Annotated in this window: 22 protein-coding genes and 3 tRNA genes; 9 read left to right on the forward strand and 16 right to left on the reverse strand. The window is 68.0% G+C overall.

Features of this window, described 5'->3' with window-relative positions; translation table 11 throughout:
- Positions 1 to 79: 79 nt before the first annotated feature.
- Positions 80 to 1288 (reverse strand): L,D-transpeptidase, encoded by a 1209-nt coding sequence (locus ACFORO_RS34760; protein ID WP_377874275.1) that lies wholly within the window; start codon positions 1286 to 1288, stop codon positions 80 to 82.
- A gap of 458 nt (positions 1289 to 1746) precedes the next feature.
- Here ACFORO_RS34760 and ACFORO_RS34765 point away from each other — a divergent pair, with 458 nt between their 5' ends.
- Entirely contained in the window at positions 1747 to 1950 is a 204-nt protein-coding gene (locus ACFORO_RS34765) for a cold-shock protein (protein WP_003097368.1), read from the forward strand.
- Between the two features lie 1060 nt (positions 1951 to 3010).
- On the opposite strand, the gene ACFORO_RS34770 is transcribed toward ACFORO_RS34765, so the two are convergent.
- Complete coding sequence (locus ACFORO_RS34770) at positions 3011 to 3430, reverse strand: hypothetical protein (RefSeq protein WP_354738757.1); 420 nt, start codon at positions 3428 to 3430, stop codon at positions 3011 to 3013.
- A gap of 451 nt (positions 3431 to 3881) precedes the next feature.
- Between ACFORO_RS34770 and ACFORO_RS34775 the strand changes: the two genes are divergently transcribed.
- The 4 genes from ACFORO_RS34775 (at position 3882) to ACFORO_RS34790 (ending at position 4736) form a co-directional block, all read left to right on the forward strand.
- The gene (locus ACFORO_RS34775) at positions 3882 to 4133 is read left to right on the forward strand and encodes a hypothetical protein (RefSeq protein WP_377874271.1); all 252 of its coding nucleotides are present in this window, start codon (positions 3882 to 3884) and stop codon (positions 4131 to 4133) included.
- A gap of 337 nt (positions 4134 to 4470) precedes the next feature.
- Positions 4471 to 4543 (forward strand) — tRNA-Glu (locus tag ACFORO_RS34780).
- 14 nt (positions 4544 to 4557) lie between these two features.
- Positions 4558 to 4631, forward strand: a tRNA-Asp gene (locus ACFORO_RS34785).
- A gap of 31 nt (positions 4632 to 4662) precedes the next feature.
- Positions 4663 to 4736 (forward strand) — tRNA-Phe (locus ACFORO_RS34790).
- Positions 4737 to 4825: 89 nt separating this feature from the next.
- Here ACFORO_RS34790 and ACFORO_RS34795 read toward each other — a convergent pair.
- The 11 genes from ACFORO_RS34795 to ACFORO_RS34845 form a co-directional block, all read right to left on the reverse strand.
- Positions 4826 to 6148 carry a tyrosine-type recombinase/integrase gene (locus tag ACFORO_RS34795; protein ID WP_377874269.1) on the reverse strand — a complete coding sequence of 441 codons (1323 nt, stop codon included), beginning with the start codon at positions 6146 to 6148 and terminating at the stop codon, positions 4826 to 4828.
- Between the two features lie 10 nt (positions 6149 to 6158).
- Positions 6159 to 6452, reverse strand: a complete 294-nt coding sequence (locus ACFORO_RS34800; RefSeq protein WP_377874267.1) for a helix-turn-helix domain-containing protein — start codon at positions 6450 to 6452, stop codon at positions 6159 to 6161.
- Between the two features lie 242 nt (positions 6453 to 6694).
- Positions 6695 to 7966, reverse strand: a complete 1272-nt coding sequence (locus ACFORO_RS34805) for a DUF3631 domain-containing protein (protein ID WP_377874265.1) — start codon at positions 7964 to 7966, stop codon at positions 6695 to 6697.
- A gap of 16 nt (positions 7967 to 7982) precedes the next feature.
- Complete coding sequence (locus ACFORO_RS34810) at positions 7983 to 8360, reverse strand: hypothetical protein (protein ID WP_377874263.1); 378 nt, start codon at positions 8358 to 8360, stop codon at positions 7983 to 7985.
- Positions 8361 to 8596: 236 nt separating this feature from the next.
- Entirely contained in the window at positions 8597 to 10882 is a 2286-nt protein-coding gene (locus ACFORO_RS34815; RefSeq protein ID WP_377874261.1) for a cell division protein FtsK, read from the reverse strand.
- Positions 10882 to 11790, reverse strand: coding sequence for a hypothetical protein (locus ACFORO_RS34820; RefSeq protein ID WP_377874259.1), 909 nt, complete (start codon positions 11788 to 11790; stop codon positions 10882 to 10884). The genes ACFORO_RS34815 and ACFORO_RS34820 overlap by 1 nt, the downstream gene beginning before the upstream one ends.
- A gap of 91 nt (positions 11791 to 11881) precedes the next feature.
- Entirely contained in the window at positions 11882 to 12199 is a 318-nt protein-coding gene (locus ACFORO_RS34825) for a hypothetical protein (protein ID WP_377874257.1), read from the reverse strand.
- Positions 12199 to 12444 carry a hypothetical protein gene (locus tag ACFORO_RS34830; protein WP_377874255.1) on the reverse strand — a complete coding sequence of 82 codons (246 nt, stop codon included), beginning with the start codon at positions 12442 to 12444 and terminating at the stop codon, positions 12199 to 12201. The genes ACFORO_RS34825 and ACFORO_RS34830 overlap by 1 nt, the downstream gene beginning before the upstream one ends.
- Positions 12441 to 12875 (reverse strand): SsgA family sporulation/cell division regulator, encoded by a 435-nt coding sequence (locus ACFORO_RS34835; protein ID WP_377874253.1) that lies wholly within the window; start codon positions 12873 to 12875, stop codon positions 12441 to 12443. Before ACFORO_RS34835 ends, ACFORO_RS34830 begins: the two co-directional genes overlap by 4 nt.
- Positions 12872 to 13123, reverse strand: a complete 252-nt coding sequence (locus tag ACFORO_RS34840) for a hypothetical protein (protein WP_377874251.1) — start codon at positions 13121 to 13123, stop codon at positions 12872 to 12874. Before ACFORO_RS34840 ends, ACFORO_RS34835 begins: the two co-directional genes overlap by 4 nt.
- Positions 13124 to 13245: 122 nt before the next feature.
- Positions 13246 to 13551: a hypothetical protein gene (locus tag ACFORO_RS34845; RefSeq protein ID WP_377874249.1), complete on the reverse strand. Its 306-nt coding sequence runs from the start codon at positions 13549 to 13551 to the stop codon at positions 13246 to 13248.
- Positions 13552 to 13607: 56 nt separating this feature from the next.
- On the opposite strand from ACFORO_RS34845, the gene ACFORO_RS34850 reads away from it, so the two are divergent.
- From ACFORO_RS34850 to ACFORO_RS34860, 3 genes are all read left to right on the forward strand, one after another.
- Entirely contained in the window at positions 13608 to 14609 is a 1002-nt protein-coding gene (locus ACFORO_RS34850) for a GntR family transcriptional regulator (RefSeq protein ID WP_377874247.1), read from the forward strand.
- Positions 14606 to 15541, forward strand: coding sequence for an NAD(P)-dependent oxidoreductase (locus ACFORO_RS34855; RefSeq protein WP_377874244.1), 936 nt, complete (start codon positions 14606 to 14608; stop codon positions 15539 to 15541). Before ACFORO_RS34850 ends, ACFORO_RS34855 begins: the two co-directional genes overlap by 4 nt.
- Positions 15542 to 16158: 617 nt before the next feature.
- Positions 16159 to 17898, forward strand: a complete 1740-nt coding sequence (locus tag ACFORO_RS34860) for a glycoside hydrolase family 9 protein (RefSeq protein ID WP_377874241.1) — start codon at positions 16159 to 16161, stop codon at positions 17896 to 17898.
- 533 nt (positions 17899 to 18431) lie between these two features.
- On the opposite strand, the gene ACFORO_RS34865 is transcribed toward ACFORO_RS34860, so the two are convergent.
- The gene (locus ACFORO_RS34865; RefSeq protein ID WP_377874240.1) at positions 18432 to 19265 is read right to left on the reverse strand and encodes a serine protease; all 834 of its coding nucleotides are present in this window, start codon (positions 19263 to 19265) and stop codon (positions 18432 to 18434) included.
- 157 nt (positions 19266 to 19422) lie between these two features.
- Here ACFORO_RS34865 and ACFORO_RS34870 point away from each other — a divergent pair, with 157 nt between their 5' ends.
- Complete coding sequence (locus ACFORO_RS34870) at positions 19423 to 20223, forward strand: arylamine N-acetyltransferase family protein (protein WP_377874239.1); 801 nt, start codon at positions 19423 to 19425, stop codon at positions 20221 to 20223.
- Here ACFORO_RS34870 and ACFORO_RS34875 read toward each other — a convergent pair.
- Positions 20217 to 22922, reverse strand: coding sequence for a sensor domain-containing protein (locus ACFORO_RS34875; RefSeq protein WP_354738746.1), 2706 nt, complete (start codon positions 22920 to 22922; stop codon positions 20217 to 20219). The two genes, ACFORO_RS34870 and ACFORO_RS34875, sit on opposite strands and share 7 nt — an antisense overlap.
- 117 nt (positions 22923 to 23039) lie before the next feature.
- Entirely contained in the window at positions 23040 to 24011 is a 972-nt protein-coding gene (locus ACFORO_RS34880; RefSeq protein ID WP_377874238.1) for a rhomboid-like protein, read from the reverse strand.
- Between the last annotated feature and the right edge of the window lie 23 nt (positions 24012 to 24034).

Raw genomic sequence — 24034 nt, forward strand, 5'->3', positions numbered from 1 at the left:
CTTTTTCTCGCCGGACAAGCGAACGGCCGGGAGAGTTCGAGCTCTCCCGGCCGTCCGGTGGTGCTTGTTCGGTTCTCGGTTACGCGGACAGCGCCGACAGCTTGGTCCACGACGCCCAGTCGTAGGTCCAGTCGTTGTAGTCGCCGTCCTTCGCGCCCAGCTGCTGGGTGCTGCCGGAGATCTCCACCGGGTCGCCGGGAAGGACGCTGTCGTAGTAGATCTTCGCGTTCGCCGGCGACAGGTTGAGGCAGCCGTGCGAGATGTTCTTCTTGCCCTGCGCCCAGATCGACCCGGCGAGACCGTGGATGAACTCGCCGTTGTTGGAGATCCGCACCGCCCACGGCACGTTCACGTCGGTGTAGCCGTAGCGCGGGTTGCTCATCGAGTAGGTCGCGTGCTTCGACATCACCACGTGCGTTCCGCTGTGCGTGACGCGGCCCGGGTCGGAGTCGAGGCCGTAGCTCACCGGGAAGTCCATGACCTGCTGGCCGTCGCGGACGACCTGCATGGTGTGTTCCTGGGTGTTGCCCTTGACGATCTGCGAGCGGCCGATGCTGAAGCTCGCCGAGACGTCCTGCTTGCCGTAGACGCCGTCGCCCATCGAAACGCCGTAGATGTTGGCCGAGACGACAACCTTCGTGTTCGGCTTGAAGTACTCCTTCGGCCGCCAGTGCACCGAAGTGTCGCCTTCGAGCCAGGCCCACGACCCCTCGGTCTTCGGCGTGGTTTCCACCGACAGCGCGCGCTCGACGGAGGCCTTGTCCTTGACCGGGCTCGGGAACGTGAGCGCGATCGGCATCGCGATGCCGTAGGTCTGCCCGTCGCCGACGTTCAGGCTGCCCTGCATCTGGCGGCGCGGTTTGACCGTGGTGAACGAGCCGTTGATCTGGACCTGCTTGCCGTCCTCGCCGGTGGCCTGGCCGGACCAGGTGTAGGTCTTGCCGTAGCCGAGGTCTTCGGTGCTGCTCCAGCTCTTCTTGTCCGGAGACGGTTGCCCCTGCACCTGTTTGCCGTCGGCGTTCGTGAGCGTGACAGCTCCGATAGTGCCGTTGGCGACGGTCACCTTCGCCGGTGCGCCTGGTGCCACGTCCCCTGCTCCAGAAGCGGGCGTAAGCGCCACGGCCGCCGCTTTCACCGGCGTGGTCGGCGCCTCGGTAGGCCCGCCGCCCGCGGTCCCGCCCGCGTTCACGCTCGACCCGCCGCCGCTGCACGCCCCGAGCGTGAGCGCGGCGACCAAGCCCAGCACCGCGACGCCGGCCCGGCGGCGTGCGAAGTGTCGGATTGTCACACCGATCCCCAATCTCCCCTTGGTACCCCGAACACCCAGACGTCCCGAGATGCCTTCACGTTCACCGGAAAAGGGGTGACCAGCATCACACTGCACCGAGTGACCATTACGGAGGCGGCTCGACCGACCGCGCACTGTGCATCACCGAACTGCGCTGGGTGTACTGGATCAGAGTAGCCGCGGGGTCCGACAGCGGTGCGTAGGCGGCGATACGACGTTCCGGTGATGCGCGCACGATGGAACCGATCCTTGCGATCAACGGGGTTCAGATTTGGTGAGATCCCGGTAGGCTGCTGACCAGGCCGTCGTTTTGCGTGTTCGTGGCTTCACACTCGCGGAACTTCTGACGCGAGCCGTGGGGCCGAAAAGCTCTTCGCTCGTCTCGTTGGAACCGCCCGGGACGGCCTGGGTGCCGCTTCGGTGGCATTCGAAGCGGATCTGTTACGAGGAGTACAGCGGTGGCGCAAGGCACTGTGAAGTGGTTCAACGCGGAGAAGGGCTTCGGCTTCATCGCGCAGGACGGCGGCGAAGGCGACGTTTTCGTGCACTACTCGGAGATCGAGGGACGCGGCTTCCGCACCCTCGAGGAGAACCAGCGAGTGGAGTTCGAGGTCGGCCAGGGGCAGAAGGGCCCGCAGGCCCAGAAGGTCCGCGCGATCTGAGTCAGGCCCGCGCGTTTTCTCAGGCCTGAAAGAAGGGCCCCGACGGGATTTCCCGTCGGGGCCCTTTTTCATTGCGAGTTCCGTTGTGGGGAATGTTTGGGGCGACGGTTATCGCGGTTGATCCTGGGTTGTTGATGGGGCGGCGGTTCGGTGGTCGTGGGTTGAGCACCGGTCAGGGTGGCTCGTGGGGTGCGCCACAGGTTGATCGGATTCGGGCAGTCGGCGGGCTGCCGGGGTTCGGGGGAGTTCGGCTGGGGTCGGTTCGGCCGGGGTCCGGGGAGCACGGCCGAGGCCTGGTTCGGCGGGGTTGGCGCGGGCGAATTTCGGCGGGGCCGGGCACGGATGGGCGACGCCGGATCGGTTGGTTGCCCCGACTGTGAGTGGGTGCGGCCGAGTTGACTCGATCGGGTGGCCGCGGGGCGGTGAAGGCCGGGAGGCTTGGGCTGATTGCCGGGTTTGGCGGCGTGGTCGAGGGGCCTGTGGTCGGTCGCCCGAGCCGGAGTCGGCTGCGTGAGTCGGCTGCCGGAGTTTGCGGGTGGAGTTGGTTCGCCGGATTCGGCTGCCGAGTTGGCTGCGTGAGTCGGCTGCCCGAGTTGAGGCAAGGGAGCCAGCTGCCCCGAGCTGGAGGCCGGAGCGGGCTGCCGGGGCCTCGGTTGGCGGTGATCGCGGGTCTCGCCATGGAGCGATCTGATGCGCGCCTTGCCCAGTGCGCCGCCGTGATGCCCAGCCCCGCCGCCGCGATGCCCTGCCACACCGCTGCCAGGCCGGGTGCCCGCACGTCACGTCTCCGTCGCGCCGCGCTGCCGGACTGCCGTTGCGCCACGCCGTCGGGTCGCGCCGCCGCCAGGCGTCCCCGCGCTGTGGGCCTGCTCGCGAGCCGTGCCCCAGCCCGCGGCGAACTATCAGCCAGGCCGTCCGTTTCGCGCCGCAGCCAAGACATCCCCAGGCGAATCCGGGAAGCGTCCCACTCACCGGGACCCCGGCCGCTCGGCGACCCCGGAAAAGGGAAAACCCCCGGCCGTCGGGGGAAGCCGGGGGTTTTCGTTCAGGGGGGCGGGGATCAGCGTCCGACGAGGGGCTGTTCGAAGGTCTCCGCCGGGAAGTGGAACTCGTCGGTCATGGCGTCGGAGTGGCGGCGCTCCTGGGCGGAGGCGGCCTGGCCCTCCCACGAGAGGCGCTCCAGGATCCATTCCTGCGCCAAGGCCTGCGGGGTCAGGTTCCTGGCGACGGCGATGTCCTTGAGCTGCTGGCTGGCGATGAGGTTCATGCGCAGCTGGTAGACCTGCGCGTCGCCGAAGCGGCTGCCGGTTCCGGTGCTCTCCGGGTCGGAGTCCGGGGCGAGCGCGGCGAGGTAGCTGGTGAGCTCCTTGTCCTCGACGACTTCGTCGCCGGCGACCTTGGCGGCATTGCGATGCCGCCCGCTCGAGACGGCTTTGAGATTCGTGCGGCTGCTGAGGCGGCCGAGGGAGGGAAGAGGCACGCGGTCACGATAACGGTTGGGTCTCGGCAAAGAAACCACTGTGAGCCACGACACACGCATTTCCGTGCTCGGCCAGCCCAATTTGATCACCTGTTCAGCCCAGTCGGTAAACGCATTTCGCGACTGTCTGTTGATCAGGAGTACGGAGAGTAGATCCGCAGGTCAGCACCGGTGTGCAGAAATGGAGAGACCCCCGCGCCAGGGGGAGGAACGCGGGGGTCGGAGGGGATCTCCACAGGCGCTGACCGGGGGTGTGTCAGCAACACCGATTGTTGCACGAGTTCCGGGGATCGGCGAGGGGAAGCCGGGAGAAATCGTTCTGCGCGATCTTGGAATGCTTTACCAGGGAAGCTTCGGAGAGTGTTCGCAGGTTCACTCTCCGGGGGGCTGCCGGTGCCGCTCGCCGCTGGTTAGCCTCGCGGCCAGTTGTTGCGAACCGCATGGAGGGGCCATGAGCGGATCGGTCGAAGTTCGTCAGTTCCTCCTTCGGTACGAAGGTGCCGACGGGGGAAGCACGTCACTGTCCGGCGGTGTGCCGGCGCAGCGCGGGCCATCGGAAGGGCAACGGGTCTCCGACGACCAGGTCCGCCGAGCCCGGCTCGCTGTCGCGGCCGGCGCGCTGGACGTGGAGGACTGCGTGCAATTGCTGGAGATGCTCGGGCTGAGTCCGGGTGACGACGGTCAGGCGCCCGTGCAGCGCTGACCCGGCCGTCGGTGTGCGGGCGGGCTGGTCGTGCTCGCCGGTCTTGGCGCGAACTCGTGTCTCGATGGCCGGGAAGCGCGGCTTGATCTCGGCTTGCGGGCCAGTGTCCGGCGTAGAGTGGCGTGGCGCACACCGATCGTCCGGAGCGGGTTCGGACGGGCCGATCGGCGTCGCAAGGTGCGGTCAGGTCGCTGACGTGGACGTTGTCGCAGGTCGGAGGCTCGCTGACCGCTTAAGGAACCCCCGGTGCAAACCCCTTGGAACGTGCCCTATGCTTGTAATCGCTCCCAGGGGAACACCTGAGAGCGCGGTCGGTCGGTACACCGAAACCGACCGGGCTCCCATCGTTCAGTGGCCTAGGACTCCGCCCTTTCAAGGCGGCAACGCGGGTTCGAATCCCGTTGGGAGTACGCAGTACCAGTAAGGCCCTGTGGCGCAGTTGGTTAGCGCGTCGCCCTGTCACGGCGAAGGTCGCGGGTTCGAGTCCCGTCAGGGTCGCAAGATCGTTCGGCTCCTAGCCGGCGTTCCCGGCCAGGTAGCTCAGTTGGTACGAGCGTCCGCCTGAAAAGCGGAAGGTCGCCGGTTCGACCCCGGCCCTGGCCACAGCCATTACCTGCGAAAACAGCCTCCACCCGGTCCGGGTGGAGGCTGTTTCGTCTGTGCAGGTGCCCAAAAAGGTGCCCAGTTGGGGCCTAGACAGCCCGCCAGAAGTAGTCGTTGAGTTGTTCGGCGACGTCCTGCCGGATGCCTGCCGTGACGTGCTGGTAGCGCTTCTTCATGGTGATGGTTGACCAGCCCATCAGTTCCATCACCACTCGCTCGTCGACGCCCAGGATCAGCAGCACGGTCGCTGCGGTGTGCCGTGCGTCGTGAAGCCGGGCGTCTCGCACCCCGGCTTCGGCGAGCAGTTCGCACCACGTCTCGTAATCCGCCCGCGGGTCGATCGGCTTGCCGTTGGGCTGGGTGAACATCCAATCGCCCTCGTGCCACTCGGACCCGGCGTGCTCGCGTTCGAGCGCCTGTTGTTCCTCGTGCCGTTCGATCAGGGCAAAGAGCTGGTCCGGCAGGGTCCAGGTCCGGCGGCCAGCACTCGACTTGACGTCGACCTCCACGAGGCCGCCACTGTGCCGCTGCGGGCACATTCGTGCGTGTTCGACGCAATCCGGCGGACAGGGAGGCGGGCACGGTCGTTTGTGCTTGCTGCACGGGTCTTTGCATGGGGTGACTTTGTGGTACTTCGCCCCGCAGAGATTGGGGTCATCGCACCCGTGTTGCCACTTCTGGCGCTGTAGTGCTTTTCGGACGCGCAGGGTTTTGCGCCGCTTGTTCAGTGCTGGCCACTTGAATCCGAGCGCTTCTCCCTGCCGCGCCCCCAGTGCCAACGCAATCACGTAGCGAACGCCGTTTCGTCGCTTAAGCGCAGCGGTCAAGATGTTTTGCACATCCTCTGGCTCAAGCGGCTCAATTTCTTCTTCTTCGACGCGAGGCGCGCGGGCGAGGCGGACGACGTTACGGAAGACGATTCCGCGCCGCTCGGCTTCCCCGAATGCGGTCCGCGCGGTCCGGTGCACTTGGTGGACAGTTCCGGGCTTGAGACCGGACTGAATCATCCGCGTGTAGAGCTTCTCAAAGTGCTCCGGCTCAATCTGCTTTAGCCAGTGGGCTCCGACGCCGGGCACGAGGTGCCGGTAGACGGCAGTCTTATAACCGACGACCGTCTTGTATCGCGCGGTTAGCGGGGCGATGTTCTCCACCCAGTGGATAAGCCAGGCGTCCACCTTCCATTTTGTTCCCTTCTTGCGCACTGTGCCGCGGTCGCGTTCATTCAGAAGCTCGCGATATTCGGCGCGCGCTTCACTCTCGTCGCGACGCTTGATGTGCCGCCGGTCTGGGTTGCCGTTGTCGAGTGTTCCGACGGTGACTTTTGCGTGCCAGTATCCGTCGTATTCGCTGTAGTAGAGGCTCCCCTCACCGTTCGGGTTCCGGGTTCCTTTGGGACGTTCAGTGCGAGACACGTTGTTTCTCCTAGGCAGCTTTGTTGTCGGCGATCAGGTGGTCGGCGTAGGCGGCTATTGCGGACGCAGGAATTCGGCGGAGGCGGCCGATCTGGACTGATTCGAGTTGTCCGGTCCGGACAAGGCGGTAGGTCATCGTCCGGCCGATGCCGAGGCGTTCGGCGGCCTCTTCGACGGTCAGCAGGACTCGTGCTGGCATTGGCCGCACCGCGGGTCGGGCGGTCTCGGCTTCCTTGGCCGCGAGGCGTTCGGCGAGCTGGACGAGTGTGGTGGCGAGCTGCGTGATGTCTTCGGCGGTAGACATGGGTGGTGAAACCCTTCGTGCTGGGGCGGGCTTGGAGCGTGGGCGGGGGTAGGCGTCCCAGCCGTCCCAGCCGTCCCGTCGCTGGTCAGACCTGGTACGGCGCGGTTTGTTGGTACGGCTTGAGCCGTCCCAAGGCGGCTGGGCGGTACGGCTTGAGCCGTACCGGGCATCGGAGCCGTCCCGGGGCTGACCTGCGCGGGGACGCTTGGGACGGCCGGGACGCCTACCCCGCTGGCGGTGGGTCAGGTGGCGTCGCCGGTGCGGGCGGAGGTCGGAGCCGTCCCAGCCGTACCAGCCTCGTTTCTGCAGGTCAGGGGCGGTACGGCTTTTCGGGCGGTACGGCTTGAGCCGTACCAGGAATCCAGCCGTACCGGCTCCGAGCTGGGGTTATGAGGCTGGGACGGCTGGGACGGCTCCCCCTCCCCGGCTGCGGGAATCTCGGGGCAGTAGCGGGTCCAGGCGTCGGCGAAGTCGGCCCGGCGGTAGCCCTTGGCTTGTCCGTTGCCGGGGAACCGGATGGTGCCGGACCGGATGCTGTACTCCTTGAGCAGCGTGCCCAGCCGCATCGCGGTGAGCCCGTTCGGCCCGTACTCCTGCCACGGGGACTCATCCATGCGGCGCAAGCGGTTGAGCAGTTCCGCGGTCGGCAGGGCGAGGTCTTCGCCGAACGCGGTGCGGCAGTCGATGAGCAGGCGCAGGCGGTCGGAGGTTGCGTTGTCGTCGCCTTCGTTGGCGGTGAGGGCGAGGACGGCGCGGCGGGCGCGGTCGGGCCAGTCGGCTCCGGCGTGGTCGGCGACGATGACGAGGGGTTCCCAGGTGTCGGCGGCGCGGTCTTCCACGGGCATCTCCGGTTCGGCGGCTTCCAGGGCGGGCAGGTCGGAGCGCAGCCATTCGGCGAGCTGGTCGGCGAGGGTGCGCAGCGCGGGCCGGTCGCGGCGGTGCCGGTACGGGGCAACGGTTTCCCCGGGCGCGCGGCGGCGCATCCGGGCGATGACGGCGCGGTCCTCGATGGTGTCGGGCATCGCGCCGATCCCGGCGAGGGCGGCCATGGCGAAGGTGGGGATGGACTCGACGCGGTTGTTGGTGGCGTCGTAGCGCTTGGCCGGGCGGTTGCGCTGGTGCCCGGCGTTGAGCAGCCCGCGCAGGTCTTCGTTCCCGTCAGCCTTCGGCCCGAAAATCGTGTCCGCCTCGTCCACCAGGAGCGTGGGCGGGTCGTTGGTGACGGACCGGTAGACCGCGGCCGGGGAGCTGTTGACGGTGATGAACGGGTTGTGGCAGGTGGCCTCGACGATGTCGAGCAGCCGGGACTTCCCGCAGCGCTTCTCCGGGGCGCGGATCACCAGCCGCGGCGCGTGCGCCCACGCCGGTTGGGCGTGGGTGGCCGCGATCCACAGCGTGATGGCGTCCGCGGTTTCCGGGCTGGGCAAGGACACGTAGCGGGTCAGCGCGGTGCGCAGCGAGTCGAGCAAGGCCGCGCCGTCCGGTGTGGACTGTTCGGTGTCGAGCGTGGTCATGGGGTGGTCCTTCCGGTCAGGCGGCGCGAATGCCGGCATGGGCGCTGCGGGCCTCGACCCGCGCCCAGGACGCGGCGGCGCGGGCGCGGATCTGCTGCGGCGTCAGGGCAGGCCGGGCGAACGTCGCGCGGCGGCGGGCGAGTTCGGCGTAGGTGGGCGTGGCAGCGTTGGCGCGCCAGTCGGCGGCGGCTGAGACGGCGTTGGAGGTCTGGCGGGCGGTGCGGCGGCGGTCCCACTCGACCCATTCGGCGAGGAGTTCCGCGACGTGCGGGCTGGCGGCCAGGTGCCGCCAGGCGGCGGCGTCGGCGGCGAGGGCGCGGTACTCGGCGAACGGGATGGTGACCGGCGGGCGGGCCGGGCCGTGGACTGGGCTGCGGGTGGCGTGCGTGGTCAACGTGCACCTCTTAGGGTCGTGACTCTGCGTGCTTGTTTTTGGGTGCGTTCGGCCAGGGCTAGGGCCGGTCGGTGTCGGCGGCTAGCCGGGGTTTGCGGGTGTTTCCGCTGGTCGGCGCGGGGGTGGTCTAGGCCGCTAGAGTCCTGGTCAGGATGGCTGCGGGTGTCTAGGGGCGGGGTCTAGGTCTAGAGGGCCTCGGATCTAGAGGACGGCCCGCCCCTAGCCACTCCGTTCGGTTACTGTCCGTTGTTCTGGGCGGTGGTGAGGGCGTCGCGGGTGTAGCCGTTGCGGTTGGCTCCCTTGCCGGTTTCCGGGTCGGTGGCCCACACCTGCTTCGGCTTGACGCCCTTGGGCTTGAGCGCGGTGGCGAGGTTCTGCGCCGTCCACCCGCCGTACTGACTCGGGCGGAGGTCGGCCAGGCGGGTCACGATGACGTCGGACCACAGCTTGTCCTCGCCGCGCTCGAACACCGACAGCGTGTCGGCGAGCGGGTCCAGGCGGGCGGCCTCGACGTCGACCTCTTCCCCGGCGGCGTAGCCGGTGATGTTGCCGATCGCCTCGCGGCGGACGCGGGCTCCGGCGGCGATTTTCTTGGCGTCGGTGGCGTCCTTGTACACCGACCGCACGATCTTGGCGTCGTCGCCTTCACCGGCGAGGTAGCCGATGCCGCGGTCGGAGCGGGCGAACATCGTGGCCCGGACCCCGTTCTTGTACTGGCTGGTTCCGAGGACCATGTCGTTTTCGGTCTGTCCCTGGACTTTCAGGCAGTAGCGCAGGATGGCGTTGGCGGAAATGCTGGTGGGCAGGGACTTCGCGTCCGGGCGCTGGGTGGCGAGGATGAGGACGATGCCCAGTGCGGGGCCGCGTTTCACCAGGTCGGTGCAGATCTCCTCGAACTCCGCGCCGTGTTCCTTGTGCTCGAACCAGACCTGGCACTCGTCCACGCCGACGACGATGGGCGCGAGCCGCAAGTCCTTGCGGGCGGCCAGTTCCGGGGTGACTTTGTTGTCCGGGCAGACCGACTCCGGCAGGGCGCGGATGACTTTGGTGCGGCGGCGCAGTTCCTCGCGCAGCTCCCGCATCTCGACCACCATGCGCTCGATGTCCTCGGGGTCGTCGCCGACGCCGTAGCCGTGCGCGCAGGGCGCGAGCGGCGAGAGGTCGCCGGTGCCTTTGAGGTCGTAGGCGTAGAGCACTGCGCGCGGGTCGAGCGCGGCGATGAGCAGGAGTTCCCGCAGGGACACGGTTTTGCCCATCCGCGGCACCGCACCGATGATCATGGACACGAACATGAGCGTCACGTCGACCCAGCGGCCGCGCTGGTCGGTGCCGAAGGGCTGCGGCTTGAACAGGTCCACGGTCGCGCCGGGCTTGCCCAGCGGCCAGATGGGTTGCTTGGACTGGGACATGTCCTTGTCCCCGACCCACAGCACGAGCCGTCCTTCGTGGATTCGCGCGTCTCCTTCGGGCCACACGCACCCGATCTGGCGGCGCAGTGCCGAGGACAGTTCGGCGCGCTTGGCGATGATGTCGCCCGCGGTCACGGCCGGGGGAAGGTCGACGTCCGCGCGCCAGCCGTCGCCGTCGCGGGAGATCGGCGACGGGAAGCCCATCCGCTTTCCCTTGCTGTAGGCCTGGTTGAGCGCCCCGATCCCCAGCGAGCACAGGGCGTCCTCGACCGTCGTGGACGTGAGTTTCGGGGTCTTCTCCATGTCCACCGCGCGCCCGGCGACGGGCTTGTCGGCCGGAGCGCCCCACCAGCCGATGAGGGTCATCGCCGATACCAGGACGGTCCAGTTCCAGAACGGGGTGACGTAGGTGATGGCGAGGTAGACCACGGCCAGCAACACCACGATCCCGACCATGACCGGGGCCATCCGGCGACGCACCGCGTCGTTGCGGGCCTCGCGCAGCTTCATGTACACGTCCGAGTCGTTGCGGTCGCGGGCGTTCATCCGCACCGGCTTGGACTCACCGTCGAACACCCAGTGGTGCAACCGGCCCAGCAGACGGCCGACCGCGCCGAACGAGCGCAGGAACGCGGTCGGCACGTACAGCGGCACCCGCAGCGCGTGGAACGCCGTGGTGTGGGCGGCGTAGCGGACCAGGAACCGCGCCCGGGACTTGAACTCTTCGGCCGAGGTCAGCCACTTGGCCACCAACGGGCGGGCGGTGGCGTCCCCGGCGGTTTCCCACCACGACCGCGTCACCGCGGGCGGGTCGACCAGCGCGGCCGGGGCCGTGTCGGCGGGCTCGTCCCCGTCGGCGGCGTCGATGACGTCACCGGCACGGGCGTCCCGCTCGCCCGTGTCCTGTGCGGGGATCTGCTCCGCGCTGCGGGCGGTGTCCGGGTGAACGGGGACGGCGTTCCCGGAGCGGGTCCAGGCGACGTCCGTGTCAGCGTTCGCGGGCGCGTCGGCGGTGGTGTTCGCGGACGGTTCGGCGGGGGTGTTCACGGGCTGGTCTCCCTGGTGTTCGCGGTCGGCGGTCGGGAACGGGGCGTGGTCGGCGGTCGTGGACATCAGGCGGCCTCCCTCAGATCGGCGGGCTCCGGGTCGGTGTCGGCGAGTTCGGCGGCCAGGGCGGCGGCGACGTTGGACGAGGTGCCGCGTCCGCAGTCGGTGACGCTGCGGACCCAGGCCGGGGTGATCTCGGTTCCGGGCGTCCACGCGGCGCGGGCGTCGGCCACGTAGTCGGCCAGCAGCTTCCGGCCCGTCGCGGGCTTGGCCTTGGCCTTGCTCGTCTTGCGGGCGGGCTTGCGCGGCTGCGGGACCGGCTTGGCCGCGGCTAACTCCTCGTCGGCGGGGAGTTCGGCGGGTTCGGCAGGGCTCGCCGGTTCGTGCTGGTCGACGTCCGGCATCCCGATGCCGGCATGGGCGTGACCGGCGGCGGCCAGGACGGCTTCGGTGAGCTTGTCGCGCAGCACCGGCGCGGTCTCCGCGGCGAGGAACACCAGCACCGGCGGCACCGAGTGCAGCGCCACCCCGGCCACGTCGAACCGGGTCCAGGACTCCCAGGTGTTCATCACGTAGGTGGCCAGGAACGCGAACCACTTCGTCCGGTGCGCCCACACCCCGGTCGACACCTGGTAGCGGGCGGTGATCTGCTCCGCCCGCAGCACCGCCACGAGCACGAGGGACACCATCGGGTCCAGCAGCCAGCCCGCGAACCAGCCCAGCGACCACACCGGCGCACCGGCGGCGGCGAACTGCTGAACGTTGACCATCGTGAACGCCAGGCCCAGGAAAATCCCCAGCCAGATCACCGCGTCCACCTGCGTGCGGACCTTCTCCACCCGCAGTGCCACCACGTCCGGGTGGTTGGCCAGCCGCCGCACCTGCGCCGCGGTCGCGGCGTCCTGCGCGAGCTTGTCCGCGTCGGTGAGCGGCACGTGCCGCGCGTCCTGCGGGGCGAGTTCCGTGCTGGTCATCGGTTCCCCTCCTGGCGGCGTTCGCGGGCGATGCGTTCGTTTTCGCGGGTGATGTGGTCGTGGATTTCCCACGGGTCTTCGGGCGTGGGGTTCATCGGCGGCCTCCCCGGGTGGTGTGCACGAGTTCGGTGATGGCCATGAGCCGGACGATGGTGGCGGCGGCCAGCAGCGCGGGGACGATGAGCGCGATCCAGGTGGCGGTGGTGTTGCCGATCTTCACGATCACCAGCCACTGGACTCCGGCGATGATGACCGTCGCCAGGATCAGACGGATGGTGTTGCCGGTCATGCGGGTGACCTCGCGGACGCCCTTCATGCTCTTGGCCGCGGACTTGCGCCCGGCCCGCCACACGCTGAACACGCCCAGCAGGGCGAGACCGCCCAGGACCATCAGGGTTTGCGTGGACATCAGGCCACCTCCGGGGTGCCGAACAGGTCGAACAAGTCGGCTTGCTGGGGCGCGTGCCAGTCCCCGCCGCGCCATTCCGCGTCCGCGGCGATGCCGTGTTCCTCGCGGATAAGCGGCTCGGTCTCGGCCAGCCAGTTCGCGCGTTCGCGCTTGCTGGCCTTGGCCCAGGTCCGGCCGTGGGCCTCGGCCCAGCGCTTCTTCGCCAGCCGCTCGATTGCCAGCGGCGAGAGGTTCTTGCCGGTCATGCGGCTTCACCGCCCGACACGATCCAGCCGAACTCGCGGGACCAGTCGATCCGGTCGGACTCGCTGCCCTCGGGCACGATCCGCTCCATCCCGTCCAGCGCGTGCTCGATGTCGCTGCGGGAGAACCCGAGGATGAGGGTGCTGGTCTCGCCGTGCAGGGTCACCCAGATCACGGCCTCGCCGTGGATGTCCGGGCAGACGTAGACGTCGCCCTCGCCGGTCCCGGCGTTCACGCCGTCGGCCAGCAGCTCCCGCGCCAGCACCCACTCGACCCCGGAGGTGGTCAGGGTCAGCGTGACCGCGAACGGGTCGCGGGCGTCGTAGGTGACCAGCGCGGACATCGCGCCCGCGTCGCGGGCCGGTTCACCCTTCGGGCAGACAACCGCCTGGGGCGCGAGGATCGGCAGGCGCATCCGGTTGCGGGTGATCACGCGACCACCCCCGCAACCTGGGACACCGCTTCCCGGACCACGCTGAGCGCGGTCTCCCGGGTGGTGTCCGCGTCCTCGCACAAGTCCGCGTCCTCCAGGGCGTCGGCCATCGCGAACAGCCACGTCACCTGCGCCGCGTCGAACTCGCGGCCCGTCGCGTAGTTGACGGCCGAGATCGGGCGAGCGGCCATCAGATCAGCGATGGCCTTGTACGCGTCCGTCACGAACGCGGCTGCGGTCCCTACCATGGTGTTCCTCTCCGAACGGTCATGCGGCTGGTCGGCGGGACCCGGCGCGGCAGGCGCGTTCTTGGCGGAGTGAGCCGCCGCGTCGGGGTCAAACGAGCTGGTCAACGAGCGCGGATCGGCCATCACGCGGCCTCCCCCACCGGCTCACCGGCGGCGGCCTCGAACCGGCCCGGCACCGCCCGCAACGTCGCACCCTCGACCCGGCGGCGGATCCGGTGCGCACGGCGAGCGTCGGTGAACGAGTGCTGCACCCGGACGGCCGCGGCCTCATCGGTGGCGGCCAGCTCCGCGTCGACCGACGCGATCAGTGCGTCGATAGCCGACTCGTCCAAGCCGTCCGGGCAGTAGCCCTCACTTGCGGAAACACCCTCTCCCAGCCAGTCAACGACGGCCTGAGCTTCGCGGGTGATGGCTCGTGCGGTCCTCATCGTGGGTCCCTCTCGGTTGGTGTGCTGTGGAACACCACGAAGCTAACAGTTGATATGTGAGCCAACCAACTGGTTTCACTCGAATGGAGCAACAATGTGAGCTTGACCAGGGACAATGCAACCAAACAGATGGTATGGTCTGCCGCGTCGGCAAATCAGATGATCTGCCGTTCACTGCCATTAGGGAGCCGCCAGACATGTCACGGCCACGCTCGGGAGTGCAGCGTTCGGAACCGTTGCACCAGCAGGTAGCCCGCAACATCCGCAACGACATCGAGGCCGGGCGTCTCCGCGACGGTCAGCAGCTCCCGTCGACGCGCGAGCTTGCGGCGGAGTGGAACGTGAGCCCGTTCACCATCAATGAGGCGATGGATGCCCTGATCAAGGAAGGTCTTGTGGTGAGCAAGCCCCGCGCTGGCAGGGTGGTCCACGCGCCGCACGTAACGTCGGCGGCGCTCCCGAAGCCGACATCCCCACGCGTGCTCTTTGTCGGCGGCTATGCAGGCAGCGGCAAGACAGAACTCGGGCGCGTCATCGCCCGGGGCACCGGCTGGCCGATGCTGGACAAGGACACCCTCACCCGGCCAGTCGTCGAGGCCGCCCTAGAGCTACTGGGCCAATCACCGAATGACCGGGAATCGACGGTATACGTCGACAAGATCCGTCCCCGTGAATATGAGGCACTTTCCAGTGCAATGACTGAGAACGTGCAATGCGGAAACAGTGCCATCGTCACCGCGCCGTTTATCCGTGAGTTCTCAGATGCCGCGTGGGTTAGCCGGATGCAGGCAACCTGCCAAAGCATGGGCGCTACGCCGACGTTTGTCTGGGTGTTCTGCGACGCGGAAACCATGCACACATATGTACGTCACCGAGGGGCGGCTCGTGACGCGCACAAGCTTGCAAACTGGGATGAGTACATAGCCGGAATCAACTTGGATTTGCGGCCACCCGTGCCGCACGTCGTAATCGACAACTCGGCGTCCAGTAGCCCCCTTCAAGAGCAAGCAGCCAACCTGATTTCGCAAGTTCTATCAGAAAGCCAAGATAGCCGATGACAAAAGTGCTCGTCAGCAACGAAACCGATGACCTGGTGGGTCACAAGCTGTTCAGTCAACTCGATTCAGTCGAGGTCGTGCCGTATGACCCGACAACTACGGAGCTTGACGACCGCCAACGGCTCGCCGACATATTCGTGCCGCCCTACCGAGGCACGAACCGACCGATGCCGCTCATGGCACAAATGCCGAACTTGAAGATGGTGCAGCTTCTTGCTGCGGGAACCGACGAGTGGGAGCCGGTCGTTCCTGCGGGAATCACGCTTGCTGGTGCTCGTGGCGGACATGCTGCGCCCGTATCCGAGTGGGTCATTTCCGCGGCGCTCGCGCAGTACAGGCAATGGCCCTCCCTCGTTCGATTCCAGGACGAGCACACCTGGGCACACCGCCGATTTGACGCGGACACACTTCGGGGAAAGAAGGTTCTCATCGTAGGTGCCGGGGCGATTGGCAACGCTACGGCAAAACTATTCGATGCGTTTGGTGCAAATTCAACCTTGGTGGCGAGTAAGTCTCGCCCGGGAGTGCATGGGGTCGCCGAACTCCCTGGCCTTATCCCAGGTCATCAGATCGTGGTGATTACTGCGCCGCTAAACGACGGCACGTTGAACCTCGTTGACAAGGGATTCCTGGCTGCCATGGATAGCGGCGCGCTGCTCATTAACGCGGGGCGGGGCAAGATCGTGGATACGGACGCCCTCGTCGCGGAAGTCCAAGCGGGTCGGCTTCGGGCCGCACTAGACGTCACGGAGCCGGAGCCCTTACCTGCGGACCACCCGCTGTGGAGCTGCCACGGAGTCATCATCAGCCCGCACTCCGCTCGCACTGTCCCTGGCACAAACGAGCTTTGTTACGAGGTGGCCGTGGAGCAGGTGCGAGCGTTCCTCGCCGGTGATGTGCCACCCAACGCTGCCAAGCGTCGTGAGGTGTGAGCTGACTGACCGGGGTGCCCAGCGGGCCATGGGCACCCCGTTTGGTGCCCAGAAAGGGTTCCAGTTACGGGGGTACGTCGGGGGTCGCTGGCGGTCACTGTGTGCCCTTGACCAGCGGCTTTGACTCGGGCGACCGCCAGTGAACAGAGAACCCGAGACCTGAAAAGCGGAAGGTCGCCGGTTCGACCCCGGCCCTGGCCACACCGTTACCTGCGAAAGAAGCCCTCATCCAGCCGGATGGGGGCTGTTTCGTTTTTCAGCCGTCTTGGCTGTGGTTCCGCGGGGCCGTCCAGGAGAGCCGCGGCCGCGCGACGCTTCCTTGCTGCTGTCGGGGAGTCCAGACCGCCCGCAGCGCGGGGCTCAAGCTTGATGGCCGTGATGTCGTGCCGTCGAGGCGGTATTCACTGAGTGGCTGCCGCGCCGACCATGGTTCCGCTTCCGCCGACTTGCCCGGATTTGCCATTCGGAAGCAGTCTTGCCAAACCTCCGGATCGCTACTTAGCCTCAATAACATCTCAGAGGTCTGGACCACTTGGAGGTCGAGAATGCCGGGAGATGTGGGGCGTCGCAGTTTTCTTGCCGGGTCGGCGGCGGTGGGGGTCGGGGCAGTGGGGGCGATGACTCCGTTGGGAGCTGAGGCCGTGGCCGTCGAGGCGCAGGCCGGGGTGGCGGTTTACGCGAACAACGTCGGTTACGCGCCCGGTGCGCCCAAGCGGGCGGTGCTCGCGGCCGGGTCGCCGCGGGCGATTCCGAGGTTTACCGTCGTTGACGTCGCCACCGGGAAGGTCGTCTTCACCGGGAGTCCGCGGCCGGCGGCTCAGGTTCCGGGGTGGGATGACCGGCATTACTGGACCGCGGACTTTTCCGCGCTGAAGACCGAAGGCGAGTACGTCCTGCTCGCCGCGGACGGGCGGTCGCAGCCGTTCCGCATCGATCAGCTGGTGCTTGAGCGCTACACGCTCTCCCACGTCGTGCACTACTTCAAGGGCACCCGCAGCTCGGACCGGTTCGATCGCCAGGACCGCGCAGCGCCGATCGGCTCCAAGGGCACGCAGGTCATGGACGCGCACGGCGGCTGGTACGACGCGACTGGCGACTTCGGCAAGCACTTCACGCAGCTCTCGGACCGCAGCTACTTCAACACTCTGCAGATCCCGCTCACCGCCTGGGTGCTGGCCAAGGCGTACCAGCGGCTCACTGCGCGCGGCGACACCAACTTCACCCAATTGCGAACCTGGCTGGCCGACGAAGCGCTGTTCGGCGCTGACTATCTGCGTCGGGTGAAGCTTGCGGACGGCACGTTCGTCACGTCGGTCATCCAGCCTGGGCCGCCGAAAGATCCGAAGCTGCGGTTTGTCCTGGCGAACGACGACGGCGAGCCCGTTCAGGTGAACTACCGCGAAGGCGGCGGGGTCGCGATCGCGGCGCTGGCCGCGGCGACCACGCTGGACGCGTCGGGCGACTACTCCCACGAGGAGTATCTGGCGACAGCGGAAGCGGCGTTCGACTTCCTGGAGCACCACAACGTCGAAATGACCAATGACGGCAAGGAAAACATCCAGGACGACTACGGCGCGTTGCTGGCGGCGGTCGAGTTGTATCAGGTGACCAAGAAACCAGTATACCGCGAGGCGGCGGACCGGCGGGCGCATAATCTGTTGCAGCGCTTGGTTTCCTGGAAGTCCTACCGGGACTACTGGCGCGCGGACGACGGCGACCGGCCGTACTTCCATCCCTCGGACGCTGGGCTGCCGGTGCTCAGCCTGCTCGCGTACGCCGAGATCGCCGACGCGCTAACGGTTTCCGAGGTGCTGAAGGTGGTACGGCGGTCGCTGGAGTTCGAGCTCGCGGTGACTTCCGAGGTGCCTAACCCGTTTGGGTATGCGCGGAATCTTGTGCAAGATGGAGAGGGTAAGAGGTACAGCTCATTTTTCTTCCCGCACAACGTCACGCCGCGTGTGAAGGACCAGTGGTGGCAGGGCGAGAACGCGCGGATCGCTTCGCTGGCGACCGCGGCTCGGCTTGCCGCGCAACGGTTTTCGGGCGAGTTCGCGGGTCGGCTGCGGTCATATGCGGCGGACCAGCTGAACTGGATCTGCGGCAGCAACCCGTACGGCGTGTGCATGCTCGACGGCAGCGGCCGCGACAACCCGCAGTACAGCTGGCTCGGGTCGTGGCAGTTCCTGCCGACGGCGGGCGGGATTGTCAACGGCATCACCGGCTTGAACGAGGACGGCAGCGGAATAGCGTGGGACCGCGGTTACGTGGTCACCGGAAAGGACGACGACTGGCGGTGGGATGAACAATGGCTGCCGCACTCGACGTGGTACCTGTACGCGGTCGTGGTGGGGGACTGAGGTGGGTCCCGAGGCGTTGCGATGAAACAGTGGCTGCCGCATTCGGCTTGGTACCTGTATGCGGTTGCGGTGGGGGACTGAGGTAGGTCCCGAGGCGGTGGGCGATCGGCAGGTTTCGGTGGCGCTGCGGGATGGGTGCCTGCTCTGGCGAGGACGGTGAAGGGATGCTCGCGGGAAGTTCCGCGGGATCCCCTTGCCGACGCCTGGTTCGGTGGGTTCGCAGAGCGTTGTCGTGCCCGGGCCGAGGTGTATCGCGGAGCTTGGTCGTGCCCGGGACGAGGTGCATCGCGGAGCTTGGTCGTGCCGCACGCTCCGCGTGCAAGAGAGTGGGGTGCGTGGCGTCGGGCCGCCGTGGGGTGGCTGCACCTTGGCACTGGCGTCAGAACGTGGCCGTGCCCGGTGAGGGCTGCACCGCGTCGGGGCTGCTGTGGGGTGGACGCACCCTGGCCGTGGCCAGGGAACGTGGTCGTGCCCGGCACGATCTGAACCGTGCCGGGCACGCCAGGTACCTCAGCTCGAAGCTAGCGCAAACGCTAGATCAACGGCCCACGGAACTTGGCCGTCCCCGGCACCAGTTCCACAGTCCCGAGCCCACCATGAGCACTCGCGTACGCCAGCTCACGCGAGAGATCGCCGACGCCGTTCGTCCCGGGCTGGGGTGCCAGGTTCAGCGTGCTCAGCACCCCGAGTGCGTTTCCGGCCCGGTCGAGGAAGCCGCTACCCGAATCACCGGGGATGCCAGGGGTCACCGTTAGTACTGTGTGGCTCCAGCCGCCGCCGGTGTCGCCCAGACTGGTGCCCTGTTTGGGGGACAGCTGGGTGATTCCGCCGCGGAGTTCGGAGTTGCCGTAGCTGAGCACCGTGCCGAGTTGCTTTGTGCCGGTGGTGTTCACGCCGGTCGGGCCGCCCCAGAACGGGAGGCTGGGGTTCACCTTCGACACGTCCGCCGGGTCGACCTTCACCAGCGCGAGATCGTTGTACTGGCAGGTGTTCGCGTCCGCTTCGTGGCGGGACTGCATGGTCAGCCACGAGTTGTAGACGAGCGTCCCCGGCTTGCTCGCCCCGGTGATCGAGACGGGAGTGCCGATCGGGAGCGAACCGGCGGAGCAGCCATTCGTTTCGGTCGAGCCGCCGGTGCCGGAGCAGTGCGCGGCTTGTCCGAGGAAGACGTCCGTTCCGTTGCTGTACACGAAGTTCGAGGTGCATTGCGCCCCGTTGGTGTGCGTCTGCACCCCGGGGTGCACGGCGGCGGTGTCCGCCGGGGCCCAGGTCGGGGCCGCGGCCCACGCGGTCGCGGGCAGCAACGCGGCGGCGGTCGCCAGGGCCGTCACCGCACTGGCCCGGGCCAGTGGTCGAGGGGTCTTCATCGGGCTCCCTTCGAGAAGGCCAGCACTCACTCGGACGTGTGCTACTGACTGGTAGGCATCGCGGGGTACATCACACCAGAGAGTGGTGCCAGTCACAACCGTTGTGACCCTGGGTGACTGTTGACCTAGAGCTAGCTGGAGGTTGCAGACTGGCCTTATGACCGGGGAATGGAACATCGAAGCAGCGGACGTCGACGCCTACCTCGCGCGCGTGGGGCAGCGGCGGGAGAAGCCGTCCGTAGCGGCGCTCGGGCGGTTGGCGCAGGCGCACGTCCGGGCGATCCCGTTCGAGAATGTCGACGTGGTGATTGGGCGACACCGCGGGATCGAGCTGGACGTCGTCAGCGAGAAGCTCGTCGGACGCCGCCGGGGCGGGTATTGCTACGAGCAGGCAGGGCTTTTCGCGGCCGTCGCCGAGCAGCTCGGGTACGAGGTGCAGCGCACGGTAGCGCGGGTGCAGCCGCGGAAGAGCGGGCCGTACACCCACATGACGCTGGTGATTACCGTTGAGGGGCAACAGTTTCTGGTGGACGTCGGGTTCGGCGCAGGGATCCTGCTGCCGATGCCGCTGATCGACGGGGCCGAAGTGGACCAGGCCGGGTGGACGCACCGGATGACGCTGCGCGACGGCTGGTGGGTGCTGCAGAAGCAGGACGGCGACGGCTGGGAGGACCTGCACGAGGTGCTCCCGCTGGTGAGCAGCCGTCCGATCGATTACCAGGTGTTCCACCACTACACGTCCACACATCCGAAGTCGCCGTTCACCGGACGCATCGTGGTGATGCGGCTCGAGCCGGGACGGTTCCGTCGGCTGCTCGGCCGCGAATACCAGGAGAGCCATCCGGACGGCACGGTCGAGACGCGCACGATCGAACCGGTCGATCTCGGCAAGACGTTGGAGGATCTGGACGTCTTCCTTACTGAGGACGAGCTGGCGGCTCTGCTCGAGACTTACTGAAACAGCTCCGCGGCAGCAAGCGGCCGGCCGAGGTGGTAGCCCTGGGCCTGGTCGCAGCCGAGTTCTCGTAGCAGCGCAAGCTCTTCCGCGGTCTCGACGCCTTCCGCGACCACCGTCAGATCCACCGCGTGCGCCATCGCGATGATGCTCGTGACGATCGCCGCCGCGTCGCGGGAGTCGGCGATTCCGGTGATGAACGAGCGGTCGATTTTGAGGGTGTCCAGCGTCAGGCGACGCAGCTGGGCCAGCGAAGAATAACCCGTGCCGAAGTCGTCGATGGCGAGCAAGACCCCGAGAGAACGCAAGGCGGACAACACTTCCGCGGCTGCCGACGTATCGCGCATGAGGGCGCTTTCGGTGACTTCCAGCGTCAATGAGCCGGGCGGCAGGCCGGTGGTGGCGAGTGCGTCGCGGACCGCCGGGACCAGGTGCGGGTCGTCCAGCTGCCGCACGGAGAGGTTCACTTTCAGGCTGAGGTCGAGGCCCCGGCCGGTGCGCAGGGCGGCCAGTTCGCGCGTCGTGTCGCGCAGGACGTACTTGCCCAGCACGTTGATGAGTTCGCTTTCCTCGGCCAGCGGGATGAATTCCGCGGGCGAGATCGCGCCGTGTTTCGGATGGGTCCAGCGCAGCAACGCTTCGACGCCGACCATCTCTCCGGTGCGCAGGTCGACCACCGGCTGGTAGGCGGGCCACAGCTGTCCACTGTGGACGGCGTCGCGGAGGTCTTGTTCCATCCGCAATCGGCGCTGCATGCGTTCGCGCAAAGCGACGTCGAAGAATTCGAACCGGCCACGGCCGCGGGATTTCGCTTGGTACATCGCGACATCCGCGTCGCGCAGCAAGTCCTCCGCGCTGCGGCGGTCGTCCGGTTCGACGAGCACGATGCCCATGCTCGCGTCGAGGTGCAGTTGCCTGCCGTGCACCGAAACCGGCTCCGCCAGCACGGAACGCAGGTGCGCGGCGAAGACGCCGACCTGCGCCTGTCCGGTCGTCGCGGACGTGACGACCACGAACTCGTCGCCGCCCAGCCTGCCGACGACGTCGTCGGGGCCGGTGGCCCGGCGCAGGCGTTCGCCGGCGATGCGCAGGACCTGGTCGCCGACCGGGTGGCCGAGGGAATCGTTGATCAGCTTGAACTTGTCGAGGTCGAGGAACAGCACGGCGGCCGCCTCGGCGCCGTCGCGGCGGTCGAGCCGGTCCAGCACCAGGGTGCGGTTGGCGAGCCGGGTCAGCGGGTCGTGGGTCGCCTCGTGGGCCAGCCGGGCGCTGATCGCGCGCCGTTCGGTGATGTCGGTGAAGGACGTGACCACCGTGACGCCGTTCGGATCGTCCGAGTCGAGCAACCGGGAGGTCAGCGACACCCACACGTCGCGGCCGTCGGGCCGGCGCAGGCGCACGACCAGGCCGTTGTGCGTGCTTCCGGTACGGCGCGTGTGCATGGACGGCAGGTCGTCGTCCGGGATCCGGTTGCCGTCCTCGTCGAACAGCACGAGCGTCGTGCACGGCACGCCGAGCAGCTGCGTCTCCGGGACGCCGAGGATGCGGCAGGCGGACGGGTTCGCCGACTGGATCAGTCCGGTCGGGCCGATCACCAGCACGCCCTCGTCGAGCGCGGCGACGACCGTCGCGTAGTGCTGTTCGACGCGTCGACGTGCGGTCTCGTCGGTGCAGACCAGGAGGAAGCCGTCGACGGTCTCGGTCGCGGAGACCCGGACCTGCCGAGGCGAGCCGTCCCGGCCGCGGTGGGTCTGTGCGGCGACGCCGTCGCGGATCGCGGCCGGGTTCGGGTCGATGCCGAGCACCTCGTGCACCCGTCGGCCGAGCGCTTCCGGGGCGGGCCAGCCGTAGACGGTCTCCGCGGCCGGGTTCCAGCCGGTGACGATGCCTTCGGCGGTGATCGTGACGATGGCGTCGCTGACGTGCGTGACCAGCGCTTCTTGCGCGCGGACGGCGGCCGCGGCGGCGTGCTTGACGGTGCTGTCGCGGATCACCACTTGGAACGACGGCGGGTTCGAGTCGCTGGTGCGTACCGACACGGTTTCCGCCACGAATTTGCTCCCGTCCAACCGTTTCAGCACCGCTTCACGCGGTTCCGCACTGGGATCCTCAAGCAGCTGCGCGGATTCGGCGGCCACGAAATCCCCGAACTCCTGGCTGACGACCTCGTGTGCCGCCCGTGCCTCGAACAGGTCGAGCGCGGCCTGATTGGCGTAGGTGACGACGCCGCCCGAATGCACGCAGATCGCGTCCGGGCTCTGTTCCATCAGCAGCTGGTAGCGGTCGGACAGCTCCGCGAGATCGGACTTGTCCGGCTCGGTTTCCGCGACCGCCGAGGCGACGCCGAGCAGGCCGGTCGTGTGGTCCTGTTCGCCGACGGTCCGGGCGCGCAGCCGGATGCGGCGAGGGGTCCCGTCGGCGCCGTCCTGCGGCTGTTCGAGTTCGAAATCGCGGCCGGGCGGGGTGCGGCGGAGGTTCGCGGTGAGCGGGCGCAGCAGCTCGGTGAGCCGGTCGCACAGCTCCTTGCCGGTCGCGCCGGGGAGGCCGAGGACGGCGTCGAGACCGGGCAGCCAGGTGAGGGTCGCCGGTTCGGAGGCATGCAGGGAGAACAGGACCCCCGCGCCTGCGTCCGGCCGCAGGCCCGCGAGCTGGGCGCGCCGGGTGATTCCACCCGGTTCACCGGCCAGGGCGTCAGCCTCCATGGTGCTTCCGATCCCCCTTGTCGGCGTATGGCCCGTCGATTACACCACCGAGTGAAGCCTGTGTATATCCGCACGGGGAGCCGCTTGCATCACTCGTCTGGACGCCGACGACGGGTGCTATCGGGCGACGCGGGGCACGCTGCGCAGTCGCGGACCCCACACGAGCAGGCCGAAGTGGGCCGCACAGGCATGTCCGAGGACGGTCACGACGGACGCGAGACTGGCCGGATCGTCGGTCACATAGACGCTGATAACGAATAGCTCAAGGGCCACGATCCCGGCGATCCTGGCCCGCCCGCGCAGCAATGCGACGAGCACGCCGGCGGTGGTGAGGAAGCCGTAGCTGACCCCGATGTCGAGCCAGCGGCCCGCGGAGTGCGGCAGGACGTCGCTGTGGATCAGGGCCATGACCGGAAGTTCGGTGGCGATCGTGGCGAGCACGTGCCCGCTGAAGAAGACGAGAGCCGTCCGGAGGCCGCCGAACCGCCGTTCGAACGGGGCGACCGCGATCGCGAAGATCACCGCGTACGGCAGCCAGCCGCCGTCGGCGATCCAGAACGCGCTGGTCAGGAGTGCGGTAAAGGGGTGACGCGCCATGTTGTGCGCGTCGGTGCTCGATGCGGCGAGGAGTTTGCCGGTGAGCTTGGAGCTGCCGAACCGGAGGAGCAGCGAGGTGCCGAGGAGGAGAACGAGGTAGCCGAAGGTGAACGGCGTGGACCGCGGGCTGGGGACGAGGTTCAGCCAGGCTCGTTTCGGCCGACAGGCCGCGGGGATCGCCAGGAAGGGAAGCCTGGGGGCGGGCTGGACGAGGTCGAGCGGATCGCTGTCCGGCAGCACGGCCGTCGCCGTCGGCCGAGGGGATCCGATGAGGTCGGCCAACTGGGTTCCGCCTGCCCGGGTCGTGGCCGCGGTCCCGGCCGGTTCGAGGACGTCGGTGGTCCCGGCGGGCGGGACAGCGGCCGGAGTCCGCTCGCGCAGCCACGTCAAGGACCGCCACTTCCGGGGAGTTCCCGTGGTGGCAGCACTGCGCGCCGGGCGGGGCACCGGGTCCGGTTCGCGCAGCGACATGCGTCCAGAGTGGCTGGGCATGCTGGGATTTTGGCCAAGAGCAG

It is taken from the genome of Amycolatopsis halotolerans (assembly GCF_042647905.1).
GTDB classification, from domain to species: Bacteria; Actinomycetota; Actinomycetes; order Mycobacteriales; family Pseudonocardiaceae; genus Amycolatopsis; species Amycolatopsis halotolerans.

Bases quoted from the DNA above. Each gene is read 5' to 3' on its own strand.
- ACFORO_RS34820 (WP_377874259.1), bottom strand. From the start codon at position 11,790: ATGACCAGCACGGAACTCGCCCCGCAGGACGCGCGGCACGTGCCGCTC.
- ACFORO_RS34875 (WP_354738746.1), bottom strand. From the start codon at position 22,922: ATGGAGGCTGACGCCCTGGCCGGTGAACCGGGTGGAATCACCCGGCGC.
- ACFORO_RS34840 (WP_377874251.1), bottom strand. From the start codon at position 13,123: ATGGTAGGGACCGCAGCCGCGTTCGTGACGGACGCGTACAAGGCCATC.
- ACFORO_RS34775 (WP_377874271.1), top strand. From the start codon at position 3,882: ATGAGCGGATCGGTCGAAGTTCGTCAGTTCCTCCTTCGGTACGAAGGT.
- ACFORO_RS34815 (WP_377874261.1), bottom strand. From the start codon at position 10,882: ATGTCCACGACCGCCGACCACGCCCCGTTCCCGACCGCCGACCGCGAA.
- ACFORO_RS34855 (WP_377874244.1), top strand. From the start codon at position 14,606: ATGACAAAAGTGCTCGTCAGCAACGAAACCGATGACCTGGTGGGTCAC.
- ACFORO_RS34800 (WP_377874267.1), bottom strand. From the start codon at position 6,452: ATGTCTACCGCCGAAGACATCACGCAGCTCGCCACCACACTCGTCCAG.
- ACFORO_RS34830 (WP_377874255.1), bottom strand. From the start codon at position 12,444: ATGACCGGCAAGAACCTCTCGCCGCTGGCAATCGAGCGGCTGGCGAAG.
- ACFORO_RS34860 (WP_377874241.1), top strand. From the start codon at position 16,159: ATGACTCCGTTGGGAGCTGAGGCCGTGGCCGTCGAGGCGCAGGCCGGG.
- ACFORO_RS34870 (WP_377874239.1), top strand. From the start codon at position 19,423: ATGACCGGGGAATGGAACATCGAAGCAGCGGACGTCGACGCCTACCTC.
- ACFORO_RS34805 (WP_377874265.1), bottom strand. From the start codon at position 7,966: ATGACCACGCTCGACACCGAACAGTCCACACCGGACGGCGCGGCCTTG.
- ACFORO_RS34845 (WP_377874249.1), bottom strand. From the start codon at position 13,551: ATGAGGACCGCACGAGCCATCACCCGCGAAGCTCAGGCCGTCGTTGAC.
- ACFORO_RS34865 (WP_377874240.1), bottom strand. From the start codon at position 19,265: ATGAAGACCCCTCGACCACTGGCCCGGGCCAGTGCGGTGACGGCCCTG.
- ACFORO_RS34880 (WP_377874238.1), bottom strand. From the start codon at position 24,011: ATGCCCAGCCACTCTGGACGCATGTCGCTGCGCGAACCGGACCCGGTG.
- ACFORO_RS34825 (WP_377874257.1), bottom strand. From the start codon at position 12,199: ATGTCCACGCAAACCCTGATGGTCCTGGGCGGTCTCGCCCTGCTGGGC.